At 73.0% G+C, this 25,597-nt stretch carries 24 protein-coding genes; 6 read left to right on the top strand and 18 right to left on the bottom strand.

The genetic code is table 11. The annotated features are described in order from the left end of the window. Nucleotides 1–6: 6 nt before the first annotated feature. From ACFYOB_RS09020 to ACFYOB_RS09005, 4 genes are all read right to left on the bottom strand, one after another. On the bottom strand, nucleotides 7–792 hold the full coding sequence (locus tag ACFYOB_RS09020; protein WP_388556622.1) for a transcriptional regulator: 786 nt from the start codon (nucleotides 790–792) through the stop codon (nucleotides 7–9). After that, on the bottom strand, nucleotides 789–1,220 hold the full coding sequence (locus ACFYOB_RS09015; protein ID WP_388556620.1) for a hypothetical protein: 432 nt from the start codon (nucleotides 1,218–1,220) through the stop codon (nucleotides 789–791). The genes ACFYOB_RS09020 and ACFYOB_RS09015 overlap by 4 nt, the downstream gene beginning before the upstream one ends. Before the next feature lie 160 nt (nucleotides 1,221–1,380). Next, entirely contained in the window at nucleotides 1,381–1,626 is a 246-nt protein-coding gene (locus ACFYOB_RS09010; RefSeq protein ID WP_388556618.1) for a helix-turn-helix domain-containing protein, read from the bottom strand. A 571-nt stretch (nucleotides 1,627–2,197) separates the two neighbouring features. Continuing rightward, the gene (locus ACFYOB_RS09005; RefSeq protein WP_388556616.1) at nucleotides 2,198–2,761 is read right to left on the bottom strand and encodes a TetR/AcrR family transcriptional regulator; all 564 of its coding nucleotides are present in this window, start codon (nucleotides 2,759–2,761) and stop codon (nucleotides 2,198–2,200) included. 209 nt (nucleotides 2,762–2,970) lie between these two features. Between ACFYOB_RS09005 and ACFYOB_RS09000 the strand changes: the two genes are divergently transcribed. After that, entirely contained in the window at nucleotides 2,971–4,176 is a 1,206-nt protein-coding gene (locus ACFYOB_RS09000) for a helix-turn-helix domain-containing protein (protein ID WP_388556613.1), read from the top strand. 42 nt (nucleotides 4,177–4,218) lie between these two features. Here ACFYOB_RS09000 and ACFYOB_RS08995 read toward each other — a convergent pair whose 3' ends face one another. The 5 genes from ACFYOB_RS08995 to ACFYOB_RS08975 form a co-directional block, all read right to left on the bottom strand. Next, nucleotides 4,219–4,965 (bottom strand): MOSC domain-containing protein, encoded by a 747-nt coding sequence (locus ACFYOB_RS08995; RefSeq protein WP_388556609.1) that lies wholly within the window; start codon nucleotides 4,963–4,965, stop codon nucleotides 4,219–4,221. 33 nt (nucleotides 4,966–4,998) lie between these two features. Next, complete coding sequence (locus tag ACFYOB_RS08990; RefSeq protein WP_388556606.1) at nucleotides 4,999–6,957, bottom strand: APC family permease; 1,959 nt, start codon at nucleotides 6,955–6,957, stop codon at nucleotides 4,999–5,001. Nucleotides 6,958–7,008: 51 nt separating this feature from the next. Then, on the bottom strand, nucleotides 7,009–8,436 hold the full coding sequence (locus tag ACFYOB_RS08985; RefSeq protein WP_388556603.1) for a PucR family transcriptional regulator: 1,428 nt from the start codon (nucleotides 8,434–8,436) through the stop codon (nucleotides 7,009–7,011). A 177-nt stretch (nucleotides 8,437–8,613) separates the two neighbouring features. Next, nucleotides 8,614–9,069, bottom strand: a complete 456-nt coding sequence (locus ACFYOB_RS08980) for a (2Fe-2S)-binding protein (RefSeq protein WP_388556600.1) — start codon at nucleotides 9,067–9,069, stop codon at nucleotides 8,614–8,616. Between the two features lie 49 nt (nucleotides 9,070–9,118). Then, the gene (locus ACFYOB_RS08975) at nucleotides 9,119–11,329 is read right to left on the bottom strand and encodes a molybdopterin cofactor-binding domain-containing protein (RefSeq protein WP_388556597.1); all 2,211 of its coding nucleotides are present in this window, start codon (nucleotides 11,327–11,329) and stop codon (nucleotides 9,119–9,121) included. A 290-nt stretch (nucleotides 11,330–11,619) separates the two neighbouring features. Between ACFYOB_RS08975 and ACFYOB_RS08970 the strand changes: the two genes are divergently transcribed. Both ACFYOB_RS08970 and ACFYOB_RS08965 read left to right on the top strand, forming a co-directional pair. Continuing rightward, nucleotides 11,620–11,868: an SCO4226 family nickel-binding protein gene (locus tag ACFYOB_RS08970; RefSeq protein WP_388556594.1), complete on the top strand. Its 249-nt coding sequence runs from the start codon at nucleotides 11,620–11,622 to the stop codon at nucleotides 11,866–11,868. Nucleotides 11,869–12,057: 189 nt separating this feature from the next. After that, entirely contained in the window at nucleotides 12,058–13,479 is a 1,422-nt protein-coding gene (locus ACFYOB_RS08965) for a PP2C family protein-serine/threonine phosphatase (protein WP_388556591.1), read from the top strand. A gap of 74 nt (nucleotides 13,480–13,553) precedes the next feature. Here the strand turns inward: ACFYOB_RS08965 and ACFYOB_RS08960 are convergent, their stop codons facing one another. After that, nucleotides 13,554–15,050, bottom strand: coding sequence for a hypothetical protein (locus ACFYOB_RS08960; RefSeq protein WP_388556588.1), 1,497 nt, complete (start codon nucleotides 15,048–15,050; stop codon nucleotides 13,554–13,556). A 231-nt stretch (nucleotides 15,051–15,281) separates the two neighbouring features. Here ACFYOB_RS08960 and ACFYOB_RS08955 point away from each other — a divergent pair, with 231 nt between their 5' ends. From ACFYOB_RS08955 to kstD, 3 genes are all read left to right on the top strand, one after another. Continuing rightward, complete coding sequence (locus tag ACFYOB_RS08955) at nucleotides 15,282–16,406, top strand: aminoglycoside phosphotransferase family protein (protein ID WP_388556585.1); 1,125 nt, start codon at nucleotides 15,282–15,284, stop codon at nucleotides 16,404–16,406. Between the two features lie 240 nt (nucleotides 16,407–16,646). Then, nucleotides 16,647–17,264: a hypothetical protein gene (locus tag ACFYOB_RS08950; protein WP_388556583.1), complete on the top strand. Its 618-nt coding sequence runs from the start codon at nucleotides 16,647–16,649 to the stop codon at nucleotides 17,262–17,264. Between the two features lie 78 nt (nucleotides 17,265–17,342). Beyond that, nucleotides 17,343–19,142, top strand: a complete 1,800-nt coding sequence (kstD, locus tag ACFYOB_RS08945; RefSeq protein ID WP_388556580.1) for a 3-oxosteroid 1-dehydrogenase — start codon at nucleotides 17,343–17,345, stop codon at nucleotides 19,140–19,142. A 10-nt stretch (nucleotides 19,143–19,152) separates the two neighbouring features. Here the strand turns inward: kstD and ACFYOB_RS08940 are convergent, their stop codons facing one another. The 8 genes from ACFYOB_RS08940 to ACFYOB_RS08905 form a co-directional block, all read right to left on the bottom strand. Continuing rightward, on the bottom strand, nucleotides 19,153–19,653 hold the full coding sequence (locus tag ACFYOB_RS08940; RefSeq protein ID WP_030960903.1) for a hypothetical protein: 501 nt from the start codon (nucleotides 19,651–19,653) through the stop codon (nucleotides 19,153–19,155). 85 nt (nucleotides 19,654–19,738) lie between these two features. Beyond that, complete coding sequence (locus ACFYOB_RS08935; protein WP_388556577.1) at nucleotides 19,739–20,557, bottom strand: maleylpyruvate isomerase family mycothiol-dependent enzyme; 819 nt, start codon at nucleotides 20,555–20,557, stop codon at nucleotides 19,739–19,741. A gap of 43 nt (nucleotides 20,558–20,600) precedes the next feature. Then, complete coding sequence (locus ACFYOB_RS08930) at nucleotides 20,601–21,014, bottom strand: ACT domain-containing protein (protein ID WP_388556574.1); 414 nt, start codon at nucleotides 21,012–21,014, stop codon at nucleotides 20,601–20,603. A gap of 9 nt (nucleotides 21,015–21,023) precedes the next feature. Then, nucleotides 21,024–21,497: a hypothetical protein gene (locus ACFYOB_RS08925; protein WP_388556572.1), complete on the bottom strand. Its 474-nt coding sequence runs from the start codon at nucleotides 21,495–21,497 to the stop codon at nucleotides 21,024–21,026. A gap of 153 nt (nucleotides 21,498–21,650) precedes the next feature. Beyond that, nucleotides 21,651–21,878 (bottom strand): DUF397 domain-containing protein, encoded by a 228-nt coding sequence (locus ACFYOB_RS08920; RefSeq protein ID WP_388556802.1) that lies wholly within the window; start codon nucleotides 21,876–21,878, stop codon nucleotides 21,651–21,653. Nucleotides 21,879–22,020: 142 nt separating this feature from the next. After that, nucleotides 22,021–23,196, bottom strand: a complete 1,176-nt coding sequence (locus ACFYOB_RS08915; protein ID WP_388556569.1) for a thiolase domain-containing protein — start codon at nucleotides 23,194–23,196, stop codon at nucleotides 22,021–22,023. Next, nucleotides 23,193–24,260: a thiolase domain-containing protein gene (locus ACFYOB_RS08910; RefSeq protein WP_388556567.1), complete on the bottom strand. Its 1,068-nt coding sequence runs from the start codon at nucleotides 24,258–24,260 to the stop codon at nucleotides 23,193–23,195. Before ACFYOB_RS08910 ends, ACFYOB_RS08915 begins: the two co-directional genes overlap by 4 nt. Further along, on the bottom strand, nucleotides 24,260–25,222 hold the full coding sequence (locus ACFYOB_RS08905; protein ID WP_388556564.1) for a Zn-ribbon domain-containing OB-fold protein: 963 nt from the start codon (nucleotides 25,220–25,222) through the stop codon (nucleotides 24,260–24,262). The genes ACFYOB_RS08910 and ACFYOB_RS08905 overlap by 1 nt, the downstream gene beginning before the upstream one ends. Between the last annotated feature and the right edge of the window lie 375 nt (nucleotides 25,223–25,597).

The following is a 25,597-nucleotide window of genomic DNA, read 5'->3' as shown; positions in this document are numbered from 1 at the left end:
GGAGCCTCACAGGCTTGCCTCCAGTGCGTCGCGTAACCGGCGGAGCAGCGCCACGTCCGGGGGTTGGGCCTGGGTCATCCAGTCGGGCAGGGGGTCCACGACCGGCGGCGGGGCCGGTGCGTGCGGGGTCTCGACCAGTCCGGCCGCCGCGAGGCGCCGTACGTCGAGCAGAGTGTGGAAGGCGGGCCGGCCGAGTACCCACGCGAGGTCCGCCGGGGTGCGCGCGCCGTCCGCCTGGTGCAGCAGCATCCGCTGCCGGGCTGTGATGGTCTGGCCGGGGAGGGCCTGTCTCGGCACGACCGGGGAGGTGTCCAGCAGCGGGTACGGCCAGACCGCGTCGAGCAGTTCCCGGCGGCGGCGGGTCTCGCGCTCCACGGCGGCGGCCGGGACGGAGCGGACCGAGCCGATCCAGTGGGTGGCTCCGCGGCGGAAGCGGGAGGGGCCGCTGCCCGGGGAGAGCGCGAAGAAGGCGGCGTCGAAGATGGCGGCGAGGTGGCAGATCTCCAGCTCTCCGCCGGCGAGGCCGCCGCTGTCCACGAGGAAGCGGGCGACCTGGCGGCGGGCACCGGCCCGGTCCACGGCCTCGCGCCAGCGCTCTGGGGCGAGGCCGCCGCCGGTGGTGAGCAGTACGTCGAGGCCGGGAGTGGCCGGGCTCTCGGCGTGCACTATGCGGCCGTTCTCCAGGAAGAGGGTGCCCCGGTCACGTAACAACGCGCCGGTGGCGCGTTCGGCGGCGAGCCGGGTGAGGAGGGGGGAGACGGCGACGCCGGCGGTGGTGACCGGGGTGGTCATCTGAGCACCAGCCCCTCGGCGAGGGCGCGGAGCCTGTGGCGGGCCAGGGCGAGATTGCCGTCGGCACGATCGAGCCACAGGTGCAGGAAGACGCTGCTGTCGAAGCTGGTCTCGACGAAGCGCAGCACGTGGTAGCCGGTGCGGGTGGTGACGATCACGTCCTCGACAGGTGGGCCGACGGGCGGGCCGGCGGGCGGTATGCCGGACCCGTCACCGGGTATCCGCTCGGCCTCCGCCGGGGCGAAGGACTCGTACTCGGCGGCCGCCCGGGCCAGCTCGGCGGTCTCGGCGGCGGTGGTCTCATGATCGCCCACGGGCGAGTCCCCGGCGGTGCCGAGGGCCAGTCCGCTGCTCCAGTCGACCAGCGCGGCCCCCCGCGCACCAGGCAGGGCCATGGCTTCGAGCAGGCATTCGTCGATCCCGGGCACGCGGGCTCCCCTCCCGGCCGGACGTGCGGAGTGCACGGTCGTACGGCGCGACAGGAGGGAACTTACTCAACTTCCACACTGCGAAAGGGCGTTCTGGCATTTTCCGCTGGAACATGCACGGAAGGGCGCGAGAGCTTGGCCGGAACCCGTCCACTTTTGATCACGAAGCGAGCGGAAGATCGTCAGCGAGCCGGAACGAGCCGCCCTCGCGCTGCACATAGCCCTCATGGCTCAGGGTGCGCAGCAAGTGGTAGACGGTGGGCAGCGGGATGCCGGTGAGCCGGGCGAGCCGCTTGGCCGTCACCCCGCCTTCCGCGTACATCGCTTCCAGCAGGCGCAGCGCGCGCTGCACGGAACCGATCAGGGTGGGTGTGCTGTCCTTCTGGCTGTGTTGCGCGGTGCCCATGGGTGGTCCCCCTGCTCCGGTGCGAGGCCTGGCAAACCCATCAAAGTCCCTCACCAGCCGCAAAACCAGCTGACTCGCGTAAACCTGAGCATAAGATCACCGCACCCCGGCCCGGCCGCGCGGGCGCAGATCGGCGTCGGGTCGGCGGCGCCGCCTGCCCGGGAGTGCCCGCAGCGCGGGACCGCGGTACCCCGTGCCGAACGGTACGTCGAATGGTGCGAGGCCTTCGACTGGAACGTGGACCCTGGCGCGCCGGACCCGGAATCCGGCCGGATCGCGACCGTCCTGCGGGGCCTTGCGCAGCCGATTCGGGGCCCTGCTGCTGGGGCTCGCGTCCGCGTCCGCCCGGTGGAGCGTCAACGCGTTCCTTCGGCACCGCCGGGTTGTACAGCGTGGTGGTGGAGCCGTCCCCCGCGCCGAACCAGCAGGAAGGGTTCGTGAACGCCGTGACGTTCCGGTCACCCGCCGACCCACCCGCCTGCGGCCGGTGCGCGGCCGCGGACGGCCCGTATCCGGCGCAGGTCCTCTGCGACGGATCCCGGGAGGACGAGGTGAGCGCCGAGTCGGCCGGTCAGCCCGCGGGCCGCTCCGGGAGGAGGCGCTCGGCCATCTCCTCGATGAGCGTCTCCACCGGGTAGGACTCCAGCAGCGTCGGCACGGTCAGGTCGTCCACGATCAGACCCAGCATCGCGAGGTAGAGCAGCACCACCCCCTGCCGGTCCCCCGGCAGGCCCGCCTCCAGGTGCCAGCTGACGTTCGCCTCCAGCTCGGCGCGCTGGAACCCTGCCAGCTCCGCCTGGAGTTCGGGGCGCCGGGTGCCCTCCAGCCGCAGCTCCAGCATCGCGATGTGCACGCTGCGCTCGCGCCGCATCCGGCCCAGGAGCTGGCCGAGCAGGACCTTGGTGTCCAGCGGGCCGGCCAGGTCGGCGGGGTCCGGGACCAGCCGCTCCCGGGTGCGGTGGAGGATCTGCACGAGCAGCTGGGCCCGGTTGGCGAAGTAGTTCGAGGCGGTACCCGTCGGCACGCCCGCCTCGGCGTCCACCGCGCGCAGCGTCAGGCCGCGGGAACCCTCGCGTGCCAGGACTTCGATGGCGGCGTCGAGCAGTGCGGCGCGGCGCTGCGGATTCTGGCGCATGAGCGGTCCTCGGGGTCGTCGGTGGCCGTGGGCGGCGGGTCGTGAGCGGCGGGCGGTACGGCGGGTACGGGTCGTGGCGAGCAGTCCCGGAGACCGGTGAGCACTGCAAGCGCAGTGCTCCGCTCACGGTAGCGGATGCGTACACGCATGCGGATGCGGCTGGTCCGGGCCCTCCCCACCACCCCCTCCCCCGTGTCAGGCTGCGCGTCATGGAGCGGATCATCGAGGAGATACGCGAGGACCTGGCGCGCCGGCTCGCCCTGGCGGCGGACCGGCTCGCCGACCGGACGCTGACCGAGGATCCCGCGTACGCCGCCCCGCTCGGCCGGGCCGAGCTGCGCGAGCGGATCCACCACAACCTCCGCCAGGCCGTCGAGGGCCTGGTCCGCAGCTCCCGCGGCCTGCCGGTGGAGCTCGCCGACGCCCGGGCCGCCGGCACGCTCCGGGCGGAGCTGGGGCTGCCGCTCACCCCGCTGCTGCGCACCTACCGCAGCGGCGGGCGGCTGCTCTGGGCGGCCCTCTCCGAGGCCGTGGCCTCGCACGACCGGGCGGCGCTGCCCCGCCTGCTGCCGGGCGCGACCGCGCTGTGGGACGTACTGGACCAGATGACGGACGCCGCGTCCGAGTCCTACCGGCGTACGGAGGCCGCCCGCACCGACCGTGACCGGGAGCGCCGCGCGGCTCTGCTCGACTCCCTGCTCGACGGCGCGGCCGCCCCCGCGGGTCCCGCCGCCCCGGAGGCCGCGGCGCAGCTGGGGCTGCCGGAGCGCGGCCGCTTCGCGGTGGTCGTGGTGGCCGCGGACGGTGCCGCCCGGGCGATGGAAAGGCCCGGAGCGGGGGCCGGCGACCTGCGCGTGCTGTGGCGGATCCGTGCCGAGGCGGAGACCGGCCTGGTGGAGCTGGGCCACCATCCGCTGGAGTCCGTACGGGAACTGCTCGCGCCGCTCGGGGTCCGGGCCGGGGTCAGCCCGGTCGTGGAGGTTCCGGCCGAACTCGCCCGGGCGTACCGGCTGGCCGCCCTCGCGCTGCGTACCGCCCCGGAGTCCGGCGGCCCGCGCACCGCCCTGCTGGACGAAGGACTGCCGGGGGCGCTGGTCGCGGGCCAGGCCGAACTCGCCGGGCGGCTGCGGCAGGTGGTACTGGGACCGGTGCTGGCCCTGCCCGCGGAGGACCGCCGGCTGCTGCTGACCACCCTGGGCACCTGGCTGGCCTGTCGGGGCTCGACGACGTTCGCCGCGCAGCGGCTGTACTGCCACCGCAACACCGTGTCCAACCGGCTGCGCCGCGTGGAGCAGCTGACGGGGCGCTCCCTGTCGGACCCGCGGCAGCTGGTGGAGCTGGCGCTCGCCCACGCGGCGGTGGTCCAGCGGACCCCGGCACCACAGGCACCTCGTGGCCGCGTGGACCCGAAGTGAGGGGCTGGGCCGGCGGTGAGGGGCTGGGCCGGCGGTGAGGGGCTAGGCCAGCAGTACGGGATCCCCTACGCGGGCGGTGCCCGGTGCGATGACGCCGGCGAGCACGTCGAGCCGGTTGTCGTGGGCCGCGGCGATGGCCTTCAGGATCCGTGACGAGTACGGAAGGTCCCGCTGGGCCTGGTTGGTCATCACACACCGCTCGCTGGAGCGCAGGAACTCGATGCGAAGGGCGTCCCCCGTGCGGGCCCCGCGTCCGATCCACTCGTCCTCGACGAACGGCGGGGTACCGGGTGGGGTGCGCAGGAGGACGTTCGGCCGGAAGCGGCGTTCGTCGATCGGTACGTCCGGTACCTCCTGGCGAATCCAGTCGAGGGTGGCCGTGGTCAGGACGCTGAGCGGCAGCTGGTCGAAGTGTGAGATCCCGCCTTCGCGGACCAGCTCCACATCGTCGCGGCCGAGGTACGCGCGGAGGTAGGCCGTGGGATCGGCCACCGTGCGTCCATGCGGGTCGATCAGTTCCGGTTGCCGCGGCTGCTGCCGTTCCCGCGGCGGCTGCGGCCTCCGGTCGCCTTCCGGATAGCGGGAGCTCAGGTGCAGCAGCCCGTCCATGCGCCGGAAGCGGCGGGTGTTCTTGCCCGAGCCGAACTTGCCGTCCGCGTCCCGTACCGCGTACAGCCTGTCGCCCACCAGGCCCCGCCGGTCGACCTCCGCGCTGCGCAGCCGTTCGCCACCGGTCGACTTGACCGGGTACCGCCACAACCGCTCGATCACACCTATGAGTTCCGCCACGACGGCGACGGTAGCCCGCCCGCGGAGTACCGGTCACTTCGGCGTGACCGGGGCGACCGGGGCGAGCGGGGCGTCCTCGGTCTTCGCCGACCGCAGCAGGTACGGCACGTCGATCACCGCGACCCCCGAGGTGAACAGCAGCCGCGCCTTCAGCCGCAGCGCGTTCTGGTTGTGCAGGGGCTGCTCCCACCAGTGGCCGACCACGTACTCCGGGATCACCACGGACAGCATGTCGGCCGGGCTGTCCGCCACCAGCTCCACGACGTGGGCCAGGATCGGGCGGACCACCTCGCGGTACGGCGAGTGGAGGATCTTCAGCGGGAGGCCCGGGGCGTGCTCGGCCCACGCCGCGCGGAGCCGGGCCGCCTCCTCCTCGTCCGCCGCGACCGTGACCGCCGTCAGCGTGTCGGGGCGCAGGCCCTGGGCGTAGCCGAGCGCCTTCAGGGTCGGGGCCTGCACGGAGGCGACCAGGACCAGTACGTGGTGGCGGGCGGGCTTGCGCGGCTTCGCGCCGGGGGCGACGGCGACTTCGCGGGCGACCTGGTCGTAGTGGCGGCGTACGCCCTTCATGCCGAGGAAGAGCAGCGGCATGGCGATGACGACCAGCCAGGCGCCGTGCGTGAACTTGGTGATCAGGACGATGACAAGGACCAGGGCGGTCAAGGAGGCGCCGACCGCGTTGATGGCGAGCCGGCGGTGGATGTGCACCCGCTCCTCGCGCGCGGTGGCGGGCGAGGCGAGTTCTCCGCGCCAGTGCCGGACCATGCCCGCCTGGGAGAGGGTGAAGGAGACGAAGACGCCGATGATGTAGAGCTGGATGAGGCGGGTCAGTTCGGCGTCGAAGGCGACGATCAGCGCGATGGCGGTGAGCGCGAGGAGCACCACGCCGTTGGAGTAGACGAGCCGGTCGCCGCGGTTGAAGAGCTGGCGCGGCGCGTACCGGTCCCTGGCCAGGATCGAGGCGAGCATAGGGAAGCCGTTGAAGGCGGTGTTCGCGGCGAGGATCAGTACGCCCGCGGTGACGGCCTGGAGCAGGTAGAAGAGGAAGTGCCAGTCGCCGAAGGTGGCCCGGCCGATCTGGGCGAGGGCGGTGGAGGTCGGGGTGCCGGGGGGCAGGCCCAGCTCGGTGGGGTCGGCCGCGACGTGCACCTGGTACGTCATGGCGAGCACGGTGATGCCCATGAACATGGTCACCGAGAGCACGCCCATCGCGGCGAGGGTGGTCGCCGCGTTGCCGGCCTTGGGCTTCCGGAAGGCGGGGACGCCGTTGCTGATCGCCTCGACGCCGGTCAGGGCGGTGCAGCCGGAGGCGAAGGCACGCATCGCGAGGAACACGACTGCGATCCCGGTGTAGGTGCCGGCCGCGGTGATCGGCAGGTGGGCGGACTCCGCGCGGATGGTGTCGCCGGTCGCCATGCGGACGGCGGCCCAGGCGAACATGAGGTAGATGACGAGCACGAAGCCGTAGGTGGGGATGGCGAAGACGCGCCCCGATTCGCGCACACCGCGCAGGTTCATCAGGGTCAGCAGCACCACGAACGCCACCGACAGGGCGACCGCGTGGCCGCTCAGCGCCGGGATGGCCGAGGTGATGGCGTCGACGCCCGAGACCACGGAGACCGCGACGGTCATCACGTAGTCGACGAGCAGGGCGCTGGCGGCGGTCAGGGCCGCGGTCTGGCCGAGGTTCTCGGAGCTGACGATGTAGGCGCCGCCGCCTCCGGGGTAGGCGTGGCAGGTCTGCCGGTAGGAGGCGACGACCACTACGAGGAGGAAGACGATGGCGGCGGCCGCGTACCACGTGAGGTGGAGCAGCGCGACGCCGCCGAGGGCGAGGATCAGCAGGATCTCCTCGGTGGCGTACGCCACCGAGGAGAGCGGGTCGCTGCAGAAGATGGGCAGGGCGAGCCGTTTGGGCAGCAGGGTTTCCCCCAGGCGCGCGGTGTCGAGGGGTTCACCGACCAGTACGCGTTTCGCATTGATGCGCCTCATGGAGGAATGATCGTCGACGTTTTGCGCCGGTCTTCCCTTTTGCCGCCTGTGTCACCCGGCGAGCTCCTCCGCCCGGTGCGCCAGCCACAGGTCGTGGCGGGCGCTCGGGGACTGGAGGAGGGAGCGTTCCAGGAGTGCCTCCACGCGGGACAGCCGCTTGCGGGCACCCGGCACGGAGATGCCCAGCGCCCCGGCGGCCGGGACGAGTTGGGCGTCGTGCGCCAGCCAGACGCGGACGGTCTCGCGGGCGCCGGGCGGAGCGTCCGGTCCGGTCAGCGGGCCCAGATGGGAACGGGCCCACGCGGTCAGGCGCGGATCGCGCAGCACCTCGTCGAGGTCCGGGGCGAGCGCCGCGCCCGCGCCCCGCCCCCCGCCCGGCGGACCGTCCGGGGTCAGCCGCAGTGCCAGCGACAGCGCCGCCTGGTCCGCGAGACGTGCGAGGTCCAGGCCGAGCAGCGCCTCGACCAGGCGGAGCCTTGCGGCGAGGGTGTTGCGATGGATCTTCAGCAGCCGGGTCGCGTGCGAGGTGAAGTTCAGCCAGGCGTGAGCGGTGGCCCGCAGCTCCTGCGCCCCGGGGTCCTGGGGGCGCCGGGGCTCGTGCGCGTGCAGGGGAGCCAGCAGCGCCTCGGCCCAGCCGGCCCCCGCTCCGTGCGCGGCGAGCGCCAGTTCGGGGCCCGGCCCGAAGCGGGCGTGCCCTTCGCTCCGGCCGCGGGCGACGGCCAGGGCGTGGAAGGCCTGGGTGTATGCGGCCGGGGCCTCGCGCAGGCCCAGTTCCCCGCTGATCCCGACCGCGCAGTCCGGGGCCACCTCCACCAGCGCCCAGGCCAGGGGGTCGTGGTCGGCCGAGGCCGGGGCCAGGTCCGCCGGGACGAGGACGATGAGGTGGCGGACGTAAGCCGGGCAGCGCACGATCCAGGCCCGGCCGCCCGTCAGCTCCTCGCACCGCCGGGCCACTTCACCCCGGCGGCCGGTCCGGCATTCCACGACGTACATGCGCATCGGCTCGGGCAGCGAGGACCCCAGCGTCTCGGCGATCTGGTGGGCGATGGAGAGCCGGCCGTTCATCAGCAGGTGCAGCACCGCCTCCCGGGCCCGGGACTCGGCGAGCTGGGCCCGCTCCTCCCGCCGCGCGGCCTCCTCGGCGCGCAGTACGAGGGCCAGCGGTACGGCGGCGTCCGCGAGCAGCGAGGCCGCGCCGGGGTGGTGCGGCAGTTCCAGTACGGCGGCCAGCGCACGCCCGTCGTCCAGCGCGAACAGCAGCGTGGCGGAGCCGCCGTGGTGCAGGACGGCCGACCGTACGCCGCGGGCGCTCATCTCGGCGGCGCCCCGCACGGCGGACTCGGGACCCCGCCCCTGCTCGTCGGCGTCCACCACACCGGCCCACCCGCCCAGGCGGGCGGCCAGCCACCCCAGCAGCGCGGCCGAGCCTCCGGTGTGGGCGAGCCTGTGGACCTTGAGGATGTCGTCGGACCGAGGCACGGCCGCATTCAACCATCCGCCGCACACTGTGCGCAGTGATACCCGTCTCGGCCCGTCACTGGGCGCAGCGCACCCTGCGGACGGCTCTCCACCCGCATAGGCTGAGGGACGAGCGGCCGGATCCCGGCGGGGGCGCGATGCGCCCGGTACGGGGGAAGCACCGGGGTCCGCCGCCGCTCACATCCTGGCGGCCGCACTGCGGATGGCCTCCCGGATGCGGAAGTACGTGCCGCACCGGCAGATGTTGGCGATGGCGTCTATGTCCTCGTCCGTCGGCTCGCCGGTCCGCTTGAGCAGTGCGACGGCCGCCATGATCTGGCCGGGCTGGCAGAAGCCGCACTGGGCGACGTCCTGTTCGAGCCAGGCCTCCTGCACCGGGTGCAGCTCGTCCCCGTTCGCCAGCCCCTCGATGGTGGTCACCGACTTCCCCGCGCAGGCGGAGACGGGCACCACGCACGGCCGGATGTCGGTGCCGTCGAGATGACTGGTGCAGGCCTTGCAGACGTCCACGCCGCAGCCGTACTTGGGACCGTTGACCCCGAGCATGTCGCGGAGGACCCACAGCAGGGGCAGGTCGTCGGGCGCGTCCACGGTGACGCTCCGCCCGTTGACGGTGAAGGTGTGGGAGGGCACGGCGTACTCCTGGTCCGGGGCTGTGGGGGCTGGGGGCCTGCGGGGGGGCTTATCGGGGGTAGGGGGTGAAGTCGACGTCGAAGTCGAGGGGGAAGCTGCGCGGCTTGGAACCGGTCGCCCGCGCCCAGGCGTTGGCGATCGCGCCGACCGCCGCGGGGACCCCCAGCTCGCCCGCGCCGCCCGGCTCCTCCCCGGTGGCCGGGAGTACGTGAACCTGTACGTCGCGCGGGGTGTCGCGCTGCTTCGCCCAGTGGAACTGGCTGTAACTGCCCTCCAGCGGAAGCCCCTTGTCCAGGTGCAGGCCGGCGCGCAGGGTGGTGGAGATGGCGTCGGTGAGGCCGCCGATCATCTGGGCCTCCAGGCCGCGCGGGTTGACGGGCAGGCCCACGTCCACGGCGATGACCGCCTTGGTGACGCGGACGTGCTCCGGGTCGCGGGTGTCGATCTCGACGAGGCAGGCGGTGCGGGACTTGTACTCCTCGTGGAAGGCGATGCCCTGCGCGCATCCCGCGGGCATCGGCCGCCCCCACTGTCCTTCCGTCGCCGCCTTGTCGAGCACGGCGCGCTGGGCGTCGGTCTTCAGGAAGGTGCGGCGGAAGCGGTACGGGTCCTTGCCGGTCGCCGCGGCCAGTTCGTCGACCACGATCTCCTCGGCCCCGCGGGTGTTGGCGGAGTAGACCGAGCGCCAGGAGCCGGTGGGGATGCCGGTCGGCACCTCGGTGAGGGCCTGCGTGGTGAGCCCGAAGTGGTACGGGGACTTCACCGTGGTGAGGAAGAGGGTCTGGGCCAGTGTCGCGTTGCCGATGCCGAGCGGCAGGTTCGCGGCCGTGGCGGTGATGATCTCACCGAGCCCGTGCCGGAAGTCGGTCTCGGCGGCGGCGACCCGGTGCTCGAAGCTGAGCACCTCGCCCAGCAGGTGGGTGGCCCGGATCTTGTGGTGGGTGGCGGGGCGCATCCGGCCGTGCCGGGTGTCGTCCACGCGGGTCCACATCAGCTTGACCGGGCGGCGGCAGGCCTTGGAGATCCGGGCGGCCTCCAGGGCCGCGTCGAAGAAGAGCCGCCGGCCGAAGGATCCGCCGGCTTGGACCACGTGCACCTTCACCTTGTCCAGGGGCAGGCCGAGGTCGGCGGCGATGGTCTCGCGGGCCACGATGGGGGACTTGAGCCCGGACCAGATCTCGGCGCGGTCCTCCGTCACGTCGGCGACGGCGCAGTTGGTCTCCATCGGCGCGTGGCTGACGAACGCGAAGTCGAACTCGGCGTCCACGTACGGGGTCAGCAGCGGCGGCACCAGCAGCGGCGGGGTCGCGGCGCGCAGCTTCGTACGGATCTGCGCGTCGGACAGCGCGTCGGCCGGGCCGGGGCCCCAGGTGACCTGGAGGGCGGCCTTGGCGTTCAGGGCCTGACCGAAGGTCTCGGCGACGACGGCGACCCCGGTCGGTACGGTCAAAACGTGCAGGACCCCGGGCATGGCCTGGACCGCAGCGGTGTTGGCGACCGACTTCACGCTGCCGCCGAGGGTGGGCGGGCGGCGCACCACACAGGGCTTGGCGCCGGGCACGTCGAGGTCGAGGGTGTACCGCTGGGCTCCGGTGACCATGGCGCGGGCGTCGACCCGGCTGGTCGGCCGCCCCACGAGGGTGTGCTTCGCGGTCTTCTTCGGGGTGGCGCCGAGGACGATCAGGTCCGGGTCGGCGGCGGCCGTGGCGAGGGAGCCGTAGTCGGCGGTGCGGCCGTCGGGGGCGCGGACCGCTCCGTTCGCGGTGGTCAGCGTGGCCGCGGAGAGGCCCCAGCGGCGGGCGGCGGCCGCGACGAGGCGGGCCCGGGCGGTGGCGGCGCACTGCCGGACCGGTCCGTAGAGGGAGCGGATGGAGTTGGAGGAGCCGGTGAGCTGGTTGAAGACCAGCTCGGGCCGCGCGTCGTCCAGTTCCACGCGTACGGCGGCCAGCGGCGCGTCGAGTTCCTCCGCGACCAGCATGGCCACGGCGGTGGTGAGGCCCTGGCCCACCTCCTCGCGCGGCAGCCGGAAGCGGATGGTCCCGTCCGCCTCGACGGCGAGCGCCAGCAGGGCGGAGGTGGGCGCGCCCGCCAGGATGAACAGGTCTCCGAGGTCGATGACGTCGGCGATGGCGGGCAGGCTCGGCACCACGGCGTGGGCGGGCTGCGGGGCGAGGGCGTCGGCCCCGGCCCGGGTGACGAGGGCCAGCGTCGGCGCCGCGACGAGGTACGTGAGGAAGGTGCGGCGGCTCTGCCCGGTCATGATGCTGTGTCCCCACCCTGCACGGGCCCGCGTGCGGACCTCCCCCTGCTCGTTACCGACACGTAGGGTAGCGATGGGCGCGCGGGGTGGGAAGCGGTGGCGCGGAGCGGGGTCCTTCGTTCGAGGGGTACCGCACCGGAGGTGTGACGGGTGCTCCACGGCCCGGCGCACTCGCACACCTCGCGCGTACACGCGACGAACCGCCGCGGAGCAGCAGGATTCAGGCCACAGGTGGACGATGAGAAGAGCAGACCCGCGTACCCACCGAGACAGTGAGGAGGTGTGCGGCCATGGCGACCTTCATGGACGTGCACACCGGTATGAAAGGCATCACCGCCGACCAGCTGATGGCAGCCCACCGGGCGGACCTGGAGATCGAGGCGCGCGAAGGCGTGCACTTCAAGCAGGCCTGGGCCGACCCCGAGTCGGGAACGGTCTACTGCCTCTCCGAGGCTCCCTCGGCCGACGCGGTGCAGCGCATCCACCAGGCGACCGGACACCCGGCCGCGGAGATCCACCCGGTGCCGATCTCCGTCTAGGGCCGCCCGTACAGGGGTGGCCGGAAGTATTCGTACAGATGAAGAGATGCCGGGAGGCCCTTGGCATATGCCACATGCAAGTCCTTAACGGATGTTGCCAAACTCCTTACAGGCCGTCGCGGCCTGTGCCACAGTCGTAACCGGTTCTTCCTCCAGACTTGGCCGTGCCGCGCCTGTATCGGAGTTCTCATGCCGTCCCACTTGTTCGCGGACCGTCCCGCGCAACCACCCGAGCCGGGGTCGGTGGACGCACTGATCTCGCAGACCCGGCGCCTTCGGGGTGACGTGGACGCGGTCCGCCGCGACACCGTCGTCGACGACGACGACGCCCAGGGCCGCTGGCAGCGCGCGCTGTGCGATCTCGCCGTCCACCACCTCGACGACCTTCGCGAGCACCTGGGTCAGCTCAAAGAGGGCCTGCCGCCCGCGCCCGAGACCGTCGAACTCCCGTCGGCGGCCCCCGAAGCCGGGCCCGAGGCGCAGACGCGCGTCGGCAGTGCCGAGTGGAACCTGCTGACGGACGAGGTCAGTTGGACCGACGAGCTGTTCCAGATCTTCGGCCGGTCCCCCGAGTCGGGCGCACTCCCGCTCGATGAACTGGGCTCCACCCTCTTCTCCGAGGACCAGCCGCTGCTCACCGCGTGGGTCACCGCCTGCCTTGTGGACGGCAAGCCGATCGACGGCGAGTTCCGCATCGTCCGGGCCGACGGCAGAGTCCGGACCTTGCACATGAGAGCCGAACCGGTACTCGACTCCGACGGCTGCACGGCATCCATGTGGGCCGTGCTCCGGGATGTGAGTGAACTGCGCAGGAGCCAGCGGGCGGTGCGCGAGTCACGGGACTCGCTGCAGCGCCAGCGGGAGATCGCGCAGACCGAGCACCGGCTGGCGGTCGAGCTGCAGGAAGCCGTGCTCCCCCCGTGGCGCGGCTCCCTGCGGTTCCCGTACAGCAGCTCGGGCTCGCTCGACGTGGCCGCGCACTACCTGCCGTCGGCGACCCGCGCACTGATCGGCGGCGACTGGTACGACGCCCTCGAACTCCCCGACGGGCGCTCGATGCTGACCGTCGGCGACCTGACCGGGCACGGGGTCACCGCCACCTCCGGGATGGCGATGATGCTCGGCGCCCTGCGCGGCATGGCCATGGCCGGCATCGAGCCCGGCCCCCTGATGGGCTGGCTGAACCAGCTCCTGGAGACCTCCGTACAGCCCGCGCTCGGCTCGGCCGTGTGCTGCCGGTACGACCCCGCGCGCCGCGTGCTCTGCTGGGCGCAGGCCGGACACCCGGCCCCCCTCCTCTTCCGCCACGGCTCCGGCCGCTCCCTGGCACCGCCGGAGGGCGTCCTCCTGGGCGCCACCTCCGGAGCCTCGTACGGGCAGGCCGAGGAGCGACTGGAGGTCGGCGACGTACTCGTCCTGCACACGGACGGGCTGACGCCGCGCAGCATCGAGTTCAGCCGGGCCGACGGAGCCGAGCGGCTGCTGGCGCTCGCGCCCCGGTTCTCGGCGGCGAGGTCGGCACAGGACTGTGTGCGGATGGTGATCGAAGAGTTCGGCGAGAGCGAGCGCGAGGACGACGCCTGCGTGCTGGTGGCCCGGGTCGGCTCCTGAGCGGGGAACAGCGTCAAGGGTTCAGGGCCGCGCCGGAAGGCGCGGCCTCTCTCGTCTCCTTCCGCCTTCGGCCACTACACCTCCGTACCGCGCGGGCCGCGCGGTGCCGGGATGTCGGGCAGGGCCAGCTCGATCTCCTCGCGCAGGTCCTCGATGCGCGCGTACCCCGCGTACTGGCCGGTGAGCCGGTACATCTCGCGCAGCCGGTCCCATGTCCGGTGCGAGGAGGTCTCGTTGATCGACACGAGGGCCAGCCGGGCGTAGCGGTCGGCCTGTTCGGGATCGTCGGCGATGAAGCAGGCCGAGGCCATCGAGATGTAGTCGAAGATCTGCGAGCGCTGGTAGCCGTCGCCGCGCAGCCGCAGGGCTTCCTTGGCGTGGCGGGCGGCGATCGGCGCGGCCGTGGCATCGTGGTCGGCGAGCGTACGGTACGCCAGCGCCTGCATGCCGTGCAGGTCCGCCTCGTCGAAGTGCTGCATCCAGCTCGGCGCCGGTACGTCGCTCTTGTCGGAGACGAACAGCTCCTCCGCCTCGCCCAGGGTGCGGCGCATGGCCTGGCCCTTGCCCATGGCGGCCTGCGCCCAGGCCTCGATGGTGTGCAGCATGGCGCGGGTGCGCGGCAGGGTCTGCTCGCCGGAGCCCGACTGGGCCAGCTTCATCAGGTCGAGGGCCTCGTTCGGCTTGCCGAGGTGGACCATCTGGCGGGCGGCCCGGGACAGCGCCTCGCCGGCGCGCGGCCGGTCGCCGCCCTCGCGCGCGGCGTGCGCGGCGATGACGAAGTACTTCTGCGCCGTGGGTTCGAGGCCCACGTCGTGGGACATCCAGCCGGCGAGCACGGCGAGGTTGGCCGCCACCCCCCACAGCCGCCGCTGGAGGTGGTCGGGGTGGTGGTAGGCGAGCATCCCGCCCACCTCGTTGAGCTGGCCGACGACCGCCTTGCGCTGGAGGCCACCTCCTCTGGAGGCGTCCCAGGCTCGGAACACCTCGACGGAGCGTTCCAGCGCCTCGATCTCCTGGGAGCCGATGGGCGCGGCCTCGTAGCGGTCGTAGCCCGCGGGGTCGGCCTGGAAGGAGCCCCCGAAGCGCTGCCTCTCCTTGGCGAGGGCGGGGTCGGTGTGGAGCCAGTCGTGCATGGCGTTGGTAAGGGCGGAGCCGGCGGTGAGCACGGCGCCCGCGCCCATCAGACCGCGACGGTTGAGCATGAGGTCCATTCCCGTGAATTCGGTGAGGACCGCGGCTGTGCGTTCGGGCGCCCAGGGCATTCCGTCGGGGTTCTCCTGAGCCCCGTCCGGCTGCCTTCTGCTGGTGCGCCGCTGCCGTACGAACCCGAGGTCCTCGATGGTCACGACACGACCGAGCCGCTCGGTGAACAGTGCTGCCAGTACCGTGGGCACCGGTTCGCGCGGGGACTCCCCCATGTCGATCCAGCGCCGTACCCGCGAGGTGTCGGTGGCCAGCTGGGGGTGGCCCATGGCCGCCGCCTGCCGGTTGACCATCCTCGCGAGTTCGCCTTTCGACCAGCCGGCCAGGCCGAACAGGTCGTTCAAGCGGGTGTTCGGACCTTTGCTCACGTCAAGCCCCCAGGTTCTCGGCTGAGTTGACATTAGCCCGCCGTCAGATGCCCGGCGACTATTCGCCAGGCTTCGCCAGGGCACGCTCGATGATGCGCCACCCACGCCCGGGTGTCTGGTTGGAATGCGCCTCCCCGCCCCGGTTCACCGGCGGAGCTCCCCAGGGTGAAGTACGGGATCCGGCGGGGCGGCGTACGCAAATCGTCGGCGCACGAAGGGATCCGTAACGCCATGTACGCAGCAACGTCCTCCGTGTCCGCCCCGGTCCGGCCGCACCGCACGCTCCAGGCGGGCGGCGGCCCCTATCTCGAACCCGGCCGTCCCGCCGTTCCAGCGCAGGGCACCGTACGAGCACGGCGGATGCCGGGAGCCGGATCTCAGCCGCTCAGCGGAAGAATCGACCTCTCGGGGCCGCAAGGGGCTCAACTGCGCACCGCGCTCGCCTCGGTGCAGCGGATCTGTCCGGAGTTCGCGCCGGTCCAGGTGCTGCGGCGCAGCGGCCGGTCGGTCCTCCTGGTGGGCACCACCGGACGGATGACCGCCGTCGCGAAGGTTTTACTGGACCACTCGCCCGAGTGGCGTGAGCGGTACCGGCACGAAATGGGAGCATATCGGGCGTTCGTCCGACACCGCCCGCCGGTCCGGGTGCCGCGGCTGATCGCCGCCGACCCGGAGAACTGCGTACTGATCGTCGAACGGATGGCGGGCCGGGTCGCGGCGCTGCAGCGGCATCCCGTGGAGGCCCCGCCGCGGGTCGACGTACGGGCGGCCCTGGGTGCGGTGTGCCGGGTCAACCAGTGGCGTCCGCCGGCGGATCTGTTCGGGACCCCGCTGAACTACGCGCGGCGGATCTCCCGCGACTACGAGCTGGGCCTGCTGACCGACCGGGACCTCGGTGACCTGCAGAAACTGCTGCACGGTGTGAAGCTGTCGGGCACGGCTCTGCAGTTCAACCACGGTGACGCGCTCCTGTCGAACCTGCTGCTGTCCCCGGCCGGGCCGGTGCTCCTGGACTGGGAGCACGCGGGCTGGTACCTGCCGGGCTACGACCTGGCCACCCTGTGGACGGTGCTGGGCGACGCCCCGGCGGCGCGCAGCCAGATCAGCCGGCTCGCGCAGTCGGCCGGTCCGGCGGCTCGGGACGCCTTCCTGGTCAACTTGATGCTGGTGCTGACCCGGGAGATCCGGATGTCGGAGACGGCGGTCCAGCGCTCGATGCTGGCGACCGCTCCGGCCCAGCCCCTGGTGGCCGGCGCCCTGTCGTCCGGAGAGGAGCAGCGGCTGCTGCTGCGCCGTCTGCACGACGACGCCGGGATGGCGCGCGGAGCGATCCGCGCGGCGGTCGGCACCCGCTGACGCGTCCCGCGTCCCCCTTGCGCGAAGTCCCGTGGCCCCCACCGCCGCGGGACTTCGCTCGTACGCAAGTGCGTACGCGGGCGGGTGAGCACCCGGTACGCGGGCGGGTACGCCGCGAGGCCGACCCGCCTCCCCCGCACGGCGGAAGCGGATCCGCCCGGCGGGCGATCCGCGCCGCCGGCGCGGCTGCGATCTTCGGATCAGGCCGGGCAACCGATGCCCGCCACTCCGGAGGTAGCCATGTCCGTGCATGCCGGGACGAGACCGTCGGGCGGTCGCGTGCGCGCCGCCTGGAAGGCCGCGCATACCCCCGTGGCAGGAGTTCCGCGCTGGGCGCGGATCGCCGCGTACGCCATCCCCTTCACCGTCCTGCCGTCCGGCATCTGGCGGCTGGGCCTCCTCTTCGTCGACCATTCCGCGGCGGACAGCGGGCGGCTGCCCCACTGGCTGCCGCTCGACGTGTACGTCGTCATCCTCTCGGTCGTCTCCGAGCTGCTGGCCTTCACCGCCGTCGGGCTCGTAGCCGCGTGGGGAGAGGTGGTCCCCCGCTGGATCCCGGTCCTCGGCGGCCGACGGATCCCGGTTGCCGCCGCCGGCGTCCCGGCCGCGCTCGGCGCCCTCGCGCTGACCGCTCTCTGGACCGTCCTCGCGGCGGTGACCCAGGTGGCCGGGACCACCGTCCAGGGCGATCCGCTGCCCGACGACTTCCCCAGCACGGCGGGCGGCTGGAGCGCGGTGTGGTTCTACGCCTGTTACACCCCGCTGGTGCTGTGGGGCCCGCTGCTGGGCGCGGTGACGGTGGCGTACTGGAGGCGGCGCACGGGAGGCGGCGGCGCCGGAGGCCTTGACATCACATGATCCCCCGAACACCTTTTCTGACTCAGCATCAGACATGCTGGAGCCGTTCCCTCCTCCCCACACCGCCGGAGCCTGCCCATGTCCGCAAGCGCTTCACGCACGTCCCCCGACGGCCTCCCTTCCAGACGTACCGTCCTCGCCGGGACGGGCGCCGGGGTGCTCACCGCCACCGTGCTGCCGTCCGCCGCCGCGCGGGCCGCCGGCGCCGGCGCCCAACAGGGGCCCCCGCTCGGCGAGTACGACGTCGTCGTGGTCGGTTCCGGGGCCTCCGGGATGACCGCCGCGCTCACGGCCGCCAAGCGCGGGCTGAGCGTACTGGTGGTGGAGAAGGCGCCCACCTTCGGCGGGTCCGCCGCGCGCTCGGGGGCCGGGATCTGGCTGCCCAACAACTCGGTGATCCTGGGCGCGGGGGTGCCGGACACCCCGCAGAAGGCGGCGGCGTACCTCTCCGCGGTCGTCGGGCCCGAGGTGCCGGCGGACCGGCAGGCCGCCTTCCTCGCCAACGGGCCGCGGATGCTGGACTTCGTGATGGCCAACAGCCCGCTCCGATTCCGCTTCATGGAGGGGTACAGCGACTACTACCCCGACCTGCCGGGCGGGCTGCCGAACGGCCGCTCCATCGAGCCCGACCAGATCGACGGGAACATCCTGGGCGCCGAACTGGCCCGCCTGAACCCGGCGTACATGCCGGTCCCCGCCGGGATGGTGGTCTTCAGCCAGGACTACAAGTGGCTGAACCTGGCGGCCGTGAACGCCAAGGGCCTCGCCGTCTCCACCGAGTGCCTGGCACGCGGCACGAAGGCGGCGCTGCTGGGGCAGAAGCCGCTGACGATGGGCCAGGCCCTGGCGGCCGGGCTGCGCGCCGGGCTGCAGCGGGCGGGGGTGCCGGTGTGGCTGAACAGCCCCCTGGTCGACCTGGTCCAGGAAGGCGGTGCGGTGACCGGGGTGGTCGTGGAGAAGGAGGGTGTACGCGGCGCCGTACGGGCCCGGCGCGGGGTGGTCATCGGCTCGGGCGGCTTCGAGCACAACGCGTCGATGCGGGCGCAGTACCAGCAGCAGCCGATCGGCACCCAGTGGTCGGTGGGGGCGAAGGAGAACACGGGCGACGGGATCCTGGCGGGCCAGCGGGCCGGGGCGGCGCTGGCCCTGATGGAGGACGCCTGGTGGGGCCCGTCGATCCCGCTGCCCGGCGAGCCCTACTTCTGCCTCGCCGAACGGACCCTGCCGGGCGGGCTGATCGTGAACGGGAACGGCGCGCGGTTCGTCAACGAGGCCGCCCCCTACAGCGATGTGGTGCACGTGATGTACGAGAAGGACCGGGCCGCGACCGGTTCGCACATCCCGGCGTGGCTGGTCGTGGACCAGAACTACCGCAACAAGTACCTGTTCAAGGACGTCCTGCCGATGATCGTCTTCCCCGATTCGTGGTACGAGACGGGCGCGGCGAAGAAGGCGTGGACCTGGGACGCGCTGGCCGGGCAGATCGGGGTCCCGGCGGCGGCGCTGCGGGCGACCTTGAACCGGTTCAACGCGCAGGCGTGGAACGGGACCGACCCCGACTTCCACCGGGGCGACACGGCGTACGACCACTACTACACGGACCCGGGGGTGACGCCGAACTCCTGCCTGGCACCCGTCTGGGCGCCGCCGTTCTACGCCTTCAAGATCGTGCCGGGCGACCTGGGCACGAAGGGCGGCATCGTGACGGACGCACGGGCCCGCGCGCTGCGGGCCGACGGCTCGGTGATCCGAGGCCTGTACGCGGCGGGGAACGCGAGCGCGGCGGTGATGGGCCACAGCTACGCGGGGGCCGGATCGACGATCGGCCCCGCGATGACGTTCGGCTACGTGGCGGCGAACGACATCGCGGACGCGTGATTCCTGTGGATCAGCCCTGCTGGAAGAGCTCGGCGGGGAGCGGCTTCAGGAGGGCGTAGAGGTCGTCGGTGATCGGGCGGTCCCAGCTGGCGATGGTGACCAGCACGTTGTCGCTGCGGTCGAACTGGACGCAGGAGATGCGGGACTCCGACAGCTTGATCTTCCGGACGATGAGGAGGTTGTCGCCCTGCATGACGGGGCAGTCCTCGACGCCGGTGACCTCGACGTCCTCGTCGTTCTCCAGGGCGTCGAGGAGCTGGGCGACCTCGAAGGGGACCTGGCCGTCGGCGAGGTCCCGGGCCGGAGAGCCCTCCGGGAGGTTGCCGATGATCATCGCGGGGCCACGTCCGCCGAACAGGTCGTAGCGGAGGAAGACACCCTGGCAGCTGCCGTCGGGCGCGGGCAGCAGCCCGGCCCCGAGATTGCCCGGCCAGTCCCCCGGGTCCATGGCCAGGACGTCGAAGTCCGGGCCGGCGGGGGTGGCGGCGCGGTGGCGGCGGAGGAAGGACATGCCGCCATGGTACGTGGCCGCACGGGTTTTCCGGCCCGGGGGCCCGCATCCCCGCCCTGACCGGGCCGCCCGCCGGTCAGGCCCGTCAGACCGGTGGGACCAGGGTGAAGTAGTGCGCCAACAGGGTGGTGTCGCCGGTGACCCGCAGGCCGGTGGCGGGCAGCCGGTGCCAGAGGAACAGGGCGAGGTCCGAGGCGGTCCCGGCTGCCTCGACGTCCGCCGGGGCGGTGTCGTCGGGCGCCGACAGGACCTCTTCGCCGTCGAAGAGGACGGTCCAGGATTCCGGACCGTCCGTACGCCGGAAGCGGTAATGCTCCCCCGCACCGGCCGGTGCCGCCTGCCAGGAGCGCCGTGCCGGAGCCATGACCTCGAAGGTCTGGGCCACGGCGTCGGCCGCCAGGTCCGGATCGAGCGGGGCCGGGGCGCCCGTCACGGACTGTGCGTCCCAGCGGTGGAGGGCCAGCTCGATCGTCTGCATCCGCAGCCAGAAACCCGAGCTCTGTTCGGCCGACCAGGTCCAGACCGCCGCGTCCGGCCCGAGCTCGCGCAGGAGCCCCTCCAGGTCCCGCGCGCCCTGCGCGAACCAGTCCGTCAGCCCCTCGGGCGCGGGGCCCGGGCTCGGGGCACGGCCGGGCATAGGCCAGGCGGCCAGTGCCTCCGGGTCGGCGGGCAGGCCGTACAAGGAGAGGTCCGCGGGGTCCGGTGCCTCGGTAAGGCGTTCCCGCAGGACGTGGATGAGGTAGCGGTGCACTCCCCCCAGGTGTCCCACGAGGTCGCAGACCGACCAGCCGGGGCACGAGGGGACCAGTGGCGCCGACCCGCCGGGGTCGAGTGCCCCGCGGACGGCCTTCTCGAATGCCGATGCCTCGCTCCGGAAGCGGGAGAGCCTGGAGTCGTGGTCCATGAGATCACTCTGCCCCGGCCTCGCCCGGTCCTCCCCGCTTGGGCTACGGGCGAACGTCTTCGGAGCGACCGGCGAGTTGCTCCAGGACGGCGACGGCCTCTGCGGCCCGGTCGGCGGCCACGAAGAGGTGGTCGTGGTGGTAGCCGGCGATGACGTTGCAGCTCAGACCGTGTGCGCCGAGTTCGGTGGCGACGGCGGCGGTGAGCCCGACGGCGTCGAGGGCGGAGTGGATCCGCAGGGTGATCCAGCCGGCCGTGTAGTCGTAGGCCAGGCCTGCCGCGTCGGCGTCCTCCTGACGCAGGACCAGGGTGAGGCCCTCGGGCTCCAGGACGGTGGCGACGGGTGCGGTGCCCGCGGGGACGGTGGTGCCGGGGACGGTGCAGAACACGTACCGGCCCTCGTTCAGTTCGGGCCGCATCCCGCTCAGCAGCTTCCGCAGGTCGCTCTCTCCGCTCATCCGGCCACCCTAACCGTGAGCCCGGTAGAGCCGACGGTGCCACCAGGCGTACGGGTAGCCGCTCCAGTCGGCCCGGTGCGCGGCGGGCGGATCGGGGTCGGGGAAGGTGCGGCGCCGGAACTCCTCGTCCAGCAGGCGCAGTACGCGGCCCAGCGCGCGCTGGGCGCCGGGCGGCAGGGCGCGGTAGTGGTCGGCGAGCTCGTCCCGGACGACGGCGACGTCGTCCAGCGCGCAGCCGGGGCAGGCCGGGCAGCCCGAGGGGACCAGCCACAGCCGGCGGCCGGGCGTGCCCAGGAAGCGCCGGTACATGCGCAGGAGTTCCGTGACGTTTCCCGACCGGGCACCCAGAGCCCAGTGAACCCGGGCACTCGCGGCGGGCGACAGCCGGTCCACGGACGGCAGTTCCCACGCCCAGGCGGGAGGCCGACGGCCTGCGAAGGTTCCTCGTTCGGCGCGCAGCGCGCCGGGCCGCTTACGCGGCATCGCCCTTTCGGCGGATGATCGTCATGCGGGCCATACTGCGGGTGCGCCGCACGCCCGGCAACGGATTTCCCGAGGGCCCCGGCCGGCGCACCATCGGGCCGGCGGCTCCGCGCCCCCGGTGGTGCGCCGCGCGCGGTCACGGCAGGAGAAGGCCTACGTCAGGTCGAACTCGCCGCCCCGCGCCTCCAGTACGAACCTGCGCCACTCGTCGGGCGCGAAGATCAGCGAGGGGCTTTCGGGGCGCTCGCTGTTGCGCATCGCGATGAAGCCCTCGACGAAGGCGATCTGGACGTCCCCCGCTCCCCGGCTGCTCGACCGCCACTGCGCCTCGGTGAGATCGAGGTCCGGCTTGCCCCAGCCAGCGAGGGGCTGTGAAGTCATGCTCTCGGCCACGTGCGTGCTCCTCCCGGTACGTCGTCCGGGGGCAAGGTTAACCATCGCGGCGGGTGCCGCACAGGGCACGGTGAGTCACCCGTGGCCGGTCCGGCACCCCGCCCGTCCCCGACGCGGGGCCGTCTTTCGTTCAGGACTCCGGCGGCTCGGCCCCCACCAGCCACATGGAGAAGAACTGCGCGCCGCCGCCGTACGCGTGCCCCAGGGCCCGGCGGGCGTCCGGAACCTGGTGTTCCCCGGCCTGGCCGCGGACCTGGAGGGCCGCCTCCGCGAAGCGGATCATGCCGGAGGCGCCGATCGGGTTGGTGGACAGGACACCCCCCGACGGGTTGACCGGAAGGTCCCCGTCGAGCTCGGTGACCCCGGCCTCGGTGAGCTTCCAGCCCTCGCCCTCCGCCGCGAAACCGAGGTTCTCCAGCCACATCGGCTCGTACCAGGAGAACGGCACGTACATCTCCACCGCGTCGATCTCCCGGCGCGGGTCGGTGATCCCCGCCTGGCGGTAGACGTCGGCCGCGCAGTCCTTGCCGGCCTGCGGCGAGACGAAGTCCTTGCCCGCGAAGAGGGTCGGCTCGCTGCGCATGGCCCCGCCGTGCACCCAGGCCGCGGGTTTCGGCGAGCGGGCCGCGCCCTCCCGGTCGGTGAGGATCATCGCGCAGGCGCCGTCCGAGGAGGGGCAGGTCTCGGAGTAGCGGATCGGGTCCCACAGCATCGGCGAGGCCTGGACCTTCTCCAGGGTGATGTCGTGCTCGTGCAGGTGCGCGTACGGGTTCTTCAGCGCGTTGCGCCGGTCCTTGTACGCCACCAGCGAGCCGACCGTGTCGGGGGCTCCGGTACGCCGCATGTACGCGCGCACGTGCGGTGCGAAGAATCCGCCCGCGCCCGCCAGCAGGGGCTGCTGGAAGGGGACGGGGAGCGAGAGGCCCCACATGGCGTTGGACTCGGACTGCTTCTCGAAGGCGAGGGTGAGGACGGTCCGGTGGACGCGGGCCGCCACGAGGTTGGCGGCGACGAGCGCCGTGGACCCGCCGACCGAACCGGCCGTGTGCACGCGCAGCATGGGCTTGCCGACGGCGCCGAGCGCGTCCGCCAGGTACAGCTCCGGCATCATCACGCCCTCGAAGAAGTCGGGGGCCTTGCCGATGACGACCGCGTCGATGTCCGCCCAGCCCAGCCCGGCGTCCGCGAGGGCACGCAGGGCGGCCTCGCGGACGAGGCCGGCGATGGAGACGTCGTGCCGGGCGGCGACGTGCTTGGTCTGGCCGATGCCGACGACGGCTACGGGTTCCTTGCCCGACGTGCTCATGCGGGGTCCCCTTCCAGGACGGCGACCAGGTTCTGCTGGAGGCAGGGGCCGGAGGTGGCGTGCGCGACGGCGCGGTCGGACTCGCCGCGGTGGATGCGGGCGGCCGCCTCACCGATCCGGATCAGGCCCGCGGCCATGACCGGGTTGGCGGCGAGCGCCCCGCCGGAGGGGTTGACGGCGACGCCGTCGCCGAGCCCGAGGACCTTGCGGAGCACGACCTCCTGCGAGGAGAACGGCGCGTGCAGTTCCGCCGTGTCCACCGGGGCGTCGAACACCCCGGCGCGCTCGGCGGCGGTCCGGGTGGACGGGGAGTCGGTGAGGTCGCGCAGGCCCAGGCCGTGGGCCTCGATGCGGTGGTCGATGCCGGTGATCCAGGCGGGGCGCTCGCACAGCCGCCGGGCCGTGTCCCCGGCGGCGAGGATCACGGCCGCCGCGCCGTCGCCGATGGGCGGGCAGTCGCCGGTGCGCAGCGGGTGGACCTGGTAGTCGCCCTGGGGCACCGGACCCCTCAGCTGGGCGTGCGGGTTGGCCTCGGCGGCGGCCCGGCTGCGGGCGCCGATGGCCGCCAGGGAGGGCTCGTCGGTCTCGCCCGCGTCGATCAGGGCCTGGGCCTGGAGGGCGGCCAGGGCCACGGAGTCGGGCCAGAGCGGGGCGAGGTAGTAAGGGTCGAGCTGCCGGGTCAGGACGTCCCGTACCGGCCCCGGCGAGGACTTGCCGTACGAGTAGACGAGCGCGGTGTCGGCCTCGCCGGTCTGGATCTTGACCCAGGCCTCGTAGAGGGCCCAGGCGCCGTCCATCTCGACGTGCGACTCGGAGATCGGCGGCCAGGCCCCGACACCGTCGAGGGTCATGGTGAAGGAGAAGGCCCGGCCGGCCAGGTAGTCGCTGGAGCCGGAGCAGGTGAAGCCGATCTCGCCGGCCTTGAGGCCGGTGGCGGCCAGCACCTGGTGGAGGACCGGCATGACCATCTCGACTTCGCTGAGTTCGTCGGTGCGGCGCAGGTGGTCGCTCTGCGCGAAGGCGACGACGGCCACGTCGCGTGCGTGCCTGCTCGTCCTGGGCATCAGATGAGCTCCTTGTACGCGTCGTAGTCCGCGTCCGGCTCGCCGGTGGGGCGGTAGTGGTCGGGGTAACGGCCGCCTTCGGTCCATACGGGTTCGACGCGCAGGCCCATGCGGACCTGGTCGTACGGGATGCCGCCGATCCTGCCGTGGAGGGCGAGGCCGGCGCCGTCGAGGGCGATGTGGGCGTAGACGTAGGGGACTTCGATGTCGAGGCCGCGGGCCTTGATGTTGACGATGCAGTACGTGGTGACGGTGCCGGCCGGGCCGACCTCGACCCGGTCGGTGGTGGCGACCCCGCAGGTGGGGCAGGCCCCGCGGGGCGGGACGTACACCTTGTGGCAGGAGGGGCAGCGCTCGCCGATTGTCTTCTGCTCGGAGAGGCCGTTGATGTACGCGGTCTGGGCGCGGCCGGGGCTGTACGTGTAGTCCAGGCGGGCCGGGGCGACGATGCCGGTGACGGGCTCCGCGAAGTCCCCGGCGTGCGGGGCGGCTCCGGGGCCGGCGGGGCCCTCGTACGGCTCGAAACAGGCGATGTCGGTGATCGCCCCGGTGCGTTCGGCCGCCCAACGCACGCGCACCCGCATCCCGGTGCGCACGGATCCGGGGCCGGGGGCGTCGAGGGCGTGCAGGAGGGCCGTGTCGGCGCCGTCGAGCTTGACCAGGACCCAGGCGAACGGCGTGTCCAGGGGCTGGTTCGGGCGGGGCCGGCCGTTCCAGGCCCAGGTGGTGACGGTGCCGGTGGCGCCGACCTGGACGAGTTCGCGGATCTCCTCGGCGGTGCGGGGGTCGTACTCGACGGGTGGCACCATCACGGCCCCGTCGGACGTCTTCACTCCGAGCACGAGACCTTCGCGCAGCCCGGTGAGGAACGCGGACTGCACGGGCCCGAGGGACCGGGTGAACGGGAACTCGACGACGAGCGGGGCACGGAGCAGGTCGGGCGAGGGCACGGTGGCTGTCACGGGTGGCTCTCCGATTCTCGTGGCTGGGGGAGTTCGAGGCGGGTTGGCGGAGCCCGGCATCCGGCCCCGCCGACGATTGAGGCGCGGGGCCGGGGGCGGGGCCCCAATCCAGTCCCGCCAACGTTCGACGCGCGGGGTCTGGGGCGGAGCCCCCAATCCAGCCCCGCCGGCGTTCGAGGCGCGGGGCCGGGGGCAGAACCCCCAACCAGCCCCGCCAACGATCGACACGCGGGGCCGGGGGCAGAACCCCCAACCAGCCCCGCCAACGATCGACACGCGGGGCCGGGGGCAGAACCCCCAACCAGCCCCGCCAACGATCGACACGCGGGGCCGGGGGCAGAACCCCCAACCAGCCCCGCCAACGATCGACGCACG

This window comes from Streptomyces sp. NPDC006463 (assembly GCF_042870715.1).
GTDB lineage: Bacteria > Actinomycetota > Actinomycetes > Streptomycetales > Streptomycetaceae > Streptomyces.
This window is presented reverse-complemented; position numbering and strand designations above follow the sequence as displayed.

What these genes read in the sequence shown, in the direction of transcription:
- ACFYOB_RS09020 (WP_388556622.1), bottom strand. Translation starts at nt 792, where the DNA reads ATGACCACCCCGGTCACCACCGCCGGCGTCGCCGTCTCCCCCCTCCTC.
- ACFYOB_RS09010 (WP_388556618.1), bottom strand. Translation starts at nt 1,626, where the DNA reads ATGGGCACCGCGCAACACAGCCAGAAGGACAGCACACCCACCCTGATC.
- ACFYOB_RS09005 (WP_388556616.1), bottom strand. Translation starts at nt 2,761, where the DNA reads ATGCGCCAGAATCCGCAGCGCCGCGCCGCACTGCTCGACGCCGCCATC.
- ACFYOB_RS09000 (WP_388556613.1), top strand. Translation starts at nt 2,971, where the DNA reads ATGGAGCGGATCATCGAGGAGATACGCGAGGACCTGGCGCGCCGGCTC.
- ACFYOB_RS08990 (WP_388556606.1), bottom strand. Translation starts at nt 6,957, where the DNA reads ATGAGGCGCATCAATGCGAAACGCGTACTGGTCGGTGAACCCCTCGAC.
- ACFYOB_RS08975 (WP_388556597.1), bottom strand. Translation starts at nt 11,329, where the DNA reads ATGACCGGGCAGAGCCGCCGCACCTTCCTCACGTACCTCGTCGCGGCG.
- ACFYOB_RS08970 (WP_388556594.1), top strand. Translation starts at nt 11,620, where the DNA reads ATGGCGACCTTCATGGACGTGCACACCGGTATGAAAGGCATCACCGCC.
- ACFYOB_RS08965 (WP_388556591.1), top strand. Translation starts at nt 12,058, where the DNA reads ATGCCGTCCCACTTGTTCGCGGACCGTCCCGCGCAACCACCCGAGCCG.
- ACFYOB_RS08955 (WP_388556585.1), top strand. Translation starts at nt 15,282, where the DNA reads ATGTACGCAGCAACGTCCTCCGTGTCCGCCCCGGTCCGGCCGCACCGC.
- ACFYOB_RS08950 (WP_388556583.1), top strand. Translation starts at nt 16,647, where the DNA reads ATGTCCGTGCATGCCGGGACGAGACCGTCGGGCGGTCGCGTGCGCGCC.
- kstD (WP_388556580.1), top strand. Translation starts at nt 17,343, where the DNA reads ATGTCCGCAAGCGCTTCACGCACGTCCCCCGACGGCCTCCCTTCCAGA.
- ACFYOB_RS08940 (WP_030960903.1), bottom strand. Translation starts at nt 19,653, where the DNA reads ATGTCCTTCCTCCGCCGCCACCGCGCCGCCACCCCCGCCGGCCCGGAC.
- ACFYOB_RS08935 (WP_388556577.1), bottom strand. Translation starts at nt 20,557, where the DNA reads ATGGACCACGACTCCAGGCTCTCCCGCTTCCGGAGCGAGGCATCGGCA.
- ACFYOB_RS08930 (WP_388556574.1), bottom strand. Translation starts at nt 21,014, where the DNA reads ATGAGCGGAGAGAGCGACCTGCGGAAGCTGCTGAGCGGGATGCGGCCC.
- ACFYOB_RS08925 (WP_388556572.1), bottom strand. Translation starts at nt 21,497, where the DNA reads ATGCCGCGTAAGCGGCCCGGCGCGCTGCGCGCCGAACGAGGAACCTTC.
- ACFYOB_RS08920 (WP_388556802.1), bottom strand. Translation starts at nt 21,878, where the DNA reads ATGACTTCACAGCCCCTCGCTGGCTGGGGCAAGCCGGACCTCGATCTC.
- ACFYOB_RS08915 (WP_388556569.1), bottom strand. Translation starts at nt 23,196, where the DNA reads ATGAGCACGTCGGGCAAGGAACCCGTAGCCGTCGTCGGCATCGGCCAG.
- ACFYOB_RS08910 (WP_388556567.1), bottom strand. Translation starts at nt 24,260, where the DNA reads ATGCCCAGGACGAGCAGGCACGCACGCGACGTGGCCGTCGTCGCCTTC.